The 4,320-nt window shown below is 72.7% G+C and carries 2 protein-coding genes and 1 pseudogene; all 3 read right to left on the reverse strand.

Features of this window, described 5'->3' with window-relative positions:
• Positions 1-82: 82 nt before the first annotated feature.
• Positions 83-3,199, reverse strand: a complete 3,117-nt coding sequence (locus A5780_RS25005) for a hypothetical protein (protein WP_064909746.1) — start codon at positions 3,197-3,199, stop codon at positions 83-85.
• The gene (locus A5780_RS25010) at positions 3,196-3,729 is read right to left on the reverse strand and encodes a MobC family plasmid mobilization relaxosome protein (RefSeq protein WP_156769655.1); all 534 of its coding nucleotides are present in this window, start codon (positions 3,727-3,729) and stop codon (positions 3,196-3,198) included. The genes A5780_RS25005 and A5780_RS25010 overlap by 4 nt, the downstream gene beginning before the upstream one ends.
• Before the next feature lie 404 nt (positions 3,730-4,133).
• Positions 4,134-4,320, reverse strand: a pseudogene (locus A5780_RS41295) (hypothetical protein); the annotation flags it as partial.

The raw sequence follows: 4,320 nt of genomic DNA on the forward strand, positions 1-4,320 counted from the left end.
GTGGCAAGCCCTCCCGCGAGGGAGGGTGCGGCAGCACCAAACTCGGCCCGCACGTGAACGGGCTGGGGCGTTCGAGACGCGATCAGCGCCCGCGTCCCTGGCCCTGGTCGCGTCCGGGGTCGTGGTGCGGTGGTGGGGGTGCGTGGTGCTGCTCGAACCCGCCGCTGCGCTCCGGATTTCGGGGCGGTGTCGGCTTATCCGGCTCGGGCGCCACAGTGTCGCCGTAGCGGTTTGCGGACTCCTCCGGCGACATCCCCGTCCCGGGCTGGGGGCGTTGCAGACCCATGAACTCAGCGATGTCGAAGTCGCTCTGCGTGCGGGCCGGGCCCTGCTGGGTGCGGGCGTCGCGGACCGACTGCGCGCGCTGCGCGGCGGTCATGCGGCCGCGGCGGGTTTGCTCGGCCTCGATCTTCTTCAAGTCGCGTTCGAGGCTGCGCAGCATCGTGGCGTCCTCACGTAGCGCGGCCTCGTCGAGCTGCTCGGCCTCCCGCATGCGGCGCTGGCATTGCGCCGGAGCCGCGTTGTGCAGCATCTCGGCCCATTCCTCCGGTGCCACGCCGGTCGCGTCGGCGGCCACATCGGCCGCGTAGCGGGCCTGCTCGACGGCGTCGGCGTGCTCGTCGATTTCGGCGTCCAGCTCGGCAAAGCGACTGTCGAGCCGTCCGCGGGCACGCACATTCCATGCCGCGGTGGCGGCACGTTCCCGCTCGATCCGGTCCTGTTCCTGTTCCCGCGCCGACTGCTCGGCCTCCAGCTGCTCCGCGTACGCGGCCGCCTTCTTCGCTGCGGCGATCATGCGGGCCTGCACCGCCAGCGCCTCGTTGTCCGCGCGGACCTGAGCGACCTGCGGCCCGCCGACCCGCCGTGCTTCCAGCTCCTCCCGCAACGCTGTGACCTCGGCCCGGCGGTGCAGCAATTCCCCGCCCAGCCGGTCGTCGTCCCACGTGCGCGGGGCGATATCCGAATCGGCGGACCCGGCCGCCGCGACGGCCCTCGTGCGGACCAAGGCCCGATCCTGCTCCGACAACTCGGAAAAGAACGGCCTGTTGAGTCGCCGTGGCCGCTGCCGTGCCTCGGGCGGAGTGAGCGGCCCCTGGGCGCTGGCCTTCGCCCTCGACATATCCGGGCGCGGCCGGCGCTCCGGTTCGGGTGCGGGTGCAGCAGGTTCCGGCTCGTGTTCCGGTGTCGGCGCGGTGGTGTCGAGCATGTTTTCGATCCGCCAGGACAGCACAGCGGCCATGTCGTCGGCGGTGCTCAGCTCGCGGGCGGCCACCACGGTGGTGAGGTCCTCGATCGCGTCGCGGCCCTCGGATTCCAGCTCGGCCAGCCGTGCCAGCAGCGCCGGCCACGCGGGTGCCTCGCTCACCCGCGCCACGAGCGCGTCGGCGGCCTCGGTGATCTCGCGGACCCGGTCGGCGCCGAGCAGCTGCTCGGCCTGCGACACCGTGGCCGCCGCCGTGGTGGTGTCGGTGCTCTCGCCGAGGACCTTGCTCACGCGCCGCCCCGCGGCCGCGGTGAACACGTCAGCGGTGTCGCGGTCCCATCGGAACCCACGATTCTGCAGATCGGCATCCCAGGCCCGGCGCACCGGGTCGAGCCCCCGCAGCGACTGATCGACAACGACCGCGCGCAAGACCTGCCCCCGGGCGCGGTGAGCAGTGGCGATCTGGGCCGCGATCGCGATTGCGAGCACCAGCAGCGCCAGCAGCAGGGCGAGAGCGAGCGCGGCCAGCTCCGTGGCCTCACCGCTACCGGCCCGCCGCATCCGCGCCCCACCCGGCCGGATCGCCTCATCGAACAGAATCGCCGCGGCCGCGCCCAGCCCGGTGCGGGTACCGCCGCCGAACGTGGCCCGGCCGGACGCGCGCGGCTGGTACCGCTGACTCGCGTACTGGACCTGCGCACTGCGTGCGAGTTCCTTCGCCGCGGCCGCGAAAACCCCGGGCCGGTCGCCTTCGAGAGCCTCGCTGAACGCCGCGAACACCCCGGACGCCTGCCCGGCCGCCCACGCCCACTGCGCCCGATCCCCCGCCGGGACAGCCTCCAGCGTGCGCCGCCACTCACCGATCTCGGCCGCCGCCGCCCGCCATACCTGCGGATCCTCGAGATCCGGGCCCGACCGCCGCGCGTCGGACCGCTGGGACTGGCCGCCCCGCCACGCGGTAGCCGCCTCCGCGCGGGCCTCAGGCGAATCGGCCCATTGCTGCTCACGCAGCGCGGTCAGCGTCAGATCGTGGTCGAGCTTCCCACCGCCGACCCACGGCCCGACCTCGCCCCCGTCTCGCCGCCAGCGCACCTTGTAGCCGGCCGCCTCGGTCTGGCCGCCCGCCGCCCACCGCGGCGCGACAGAGACCCCCGCTTCACGCAGGGCCCGGACGAAATCGGCTTCGGTGTCCGTCGCAGTCGCCGCGGCACGCACCACCCGCCGCAACCGTTCCCGCTCGGTCTCCGGTGCGCCGATCCGCGCGGCGCGCTCGATCTCGGCGCGGGAGTTGCCGCTGTGGCCACCGCCCTCCCCCCGCGACGGGAGCACCTTCAACCCGAACTCGCGCTCCAGCTCGCCGGCGACATCCTGCGCGCGGAGGCGATCTCCCTTCCGCTTACCCGGCCCGTAGTCATACGTGCTGACCTTCGATCCGTCCTCGCGGATCAAGCTCGCTGCGATGTGGATGTGGTCCTGGCCCTCGCCGTCCTCGCCGCTGCGTCCGTGCCGCACCGCCGCCCACCGCGCAGGCTCGACCGACCCGTCCGCGGATCCGTTGAACCCCATGCGGGTCATGAACTCGTTCGCGAGTTCCCCCCACTTCTCGTCGCTCAACTCCTCGCCCGGGTTCAACGCGATCACGCAATGCCACACCGGCGCATTGCGCATCACCCCCTTCTCCCCCTTCGCCGCGGGCACGACCACGTCCGTGCCAGGGCCCCGCCCGCCGACACCGGACCCGACCTTCGCGCGCATCCGCGCTTGCGTGCCGTGCAGCTGGCGCGGCAAATCCATCTCGTGCGCGATCGCGATCGCCGCATCCCGCGACGCCCGCTTGTCCTGCGGGCCGTCGAAATCGCGCAGCCACTCCGCCTGCATCACCGACGGCGACCCCGCCACCACATGACGGTGCCGGTGCTCGTTGTGCTCGCCCTCTCCCAGCAGATACACCATCAGGCCCGAGAGCTTCTGGCCCCGGAAGATCTTCGGGATCATCGCCGCACGGCCTGCCGGGCCAGCTGCTCCATCGCCTCGGCGCGCTCGGACAGATCCGCCATCAACTCCCGCAGATCCGCCAGCGCCTCCTCCAGCTCGTCGACCTCGACGACACCGTGGGTGTTCGCCACCCGCGCGAGCTGGTTGATGTTCGCGCCGATGTGGGCCAGTGCTGACAGCCGCACCTCGTGCATCGCCCGCGCCGCCGACATCAACGTCGACGCGACCGCTTTCCGCTTCGCCCACGGCAGCCACGGCCCCTGCGCACCCTCGGACTTACGCGGCACGGCCACCGGCTTCTCGTCCGTGCCCGCCGACGGCAGCACCGACTCGACCAGGTACCACGGCACCGTCGCCGGAATCTCGTCGGCAGCCTCCTTTACGGCCGCGTACTCGGCCTCAGACAGCACCACCTCGACCGTCCGCTTCGGCCCGATGACGTTCGGCCGGCGCCGCCGCTTCGCAGCCCTACGGATCTGCTGTGCGCGCCGAGAACCGGCCGCACCACCCTCCTTCGACACCACCGCCACCACCCTCTCCCTGCTCCGTCTCCGGCCCGCCCACCGGGCCGAAACCCCATGCCCAGCGCAGCGACCACCCGTCCACGGGTGGGATCCTCCCCCGAGGATACACACAAATACCCCGGGTATTTGTTAACTTGCTCCGCCTGGAGGGAGGGTGCCGGGGGTGGGCGGCTGCGGCCGGAGGCCGCAATGAGGAGCGGCCTGCGGCCGCGACTTCACCGGAGGTGTTTCGTGTCCGGAATCCTGGGGGCGCCCGGCGAGCGCGACAGCGGAGCCGGACTGCCCGGGAGCGTGTGGCTTCGGAGCGCCTGACTCGGTGGCGGTGGGCGCGGTCGGTAGGGTCTGGACAGACGAGAGCCCCGGCGACTTGGGTTCGCCGGGGCTCTCGTCGCGTCTACGCGACCGGGGTGTCAGTCGACCGGGCGGGGGCCGGCCACCTTCGCGGCCGCCGCGATCGCGCGCCCGACTGTCGAGTGCGGAAGCGTGACCAGCTTGCCGATGTGGTTGGCCGTGTCGCCGTGCGAGCGGGCCTCGTAGATGCGCGCGAGCATCTCGATCGGCTGGCGTGACAGCCCGCGATCGATCACCGCGCGCGCG

The sequence above is a fragment of the Nocardia sp. 852002-20019_SCH5090214 genome (assembly GCF_001665865.1).
GTDB classification, from domain to species: domain Bacteria; phylum Actinomycetota; class Actinomycetes; order Mycobacteriales; family Mycobacteriaceae; genus Nocardia; species Nocardia nova.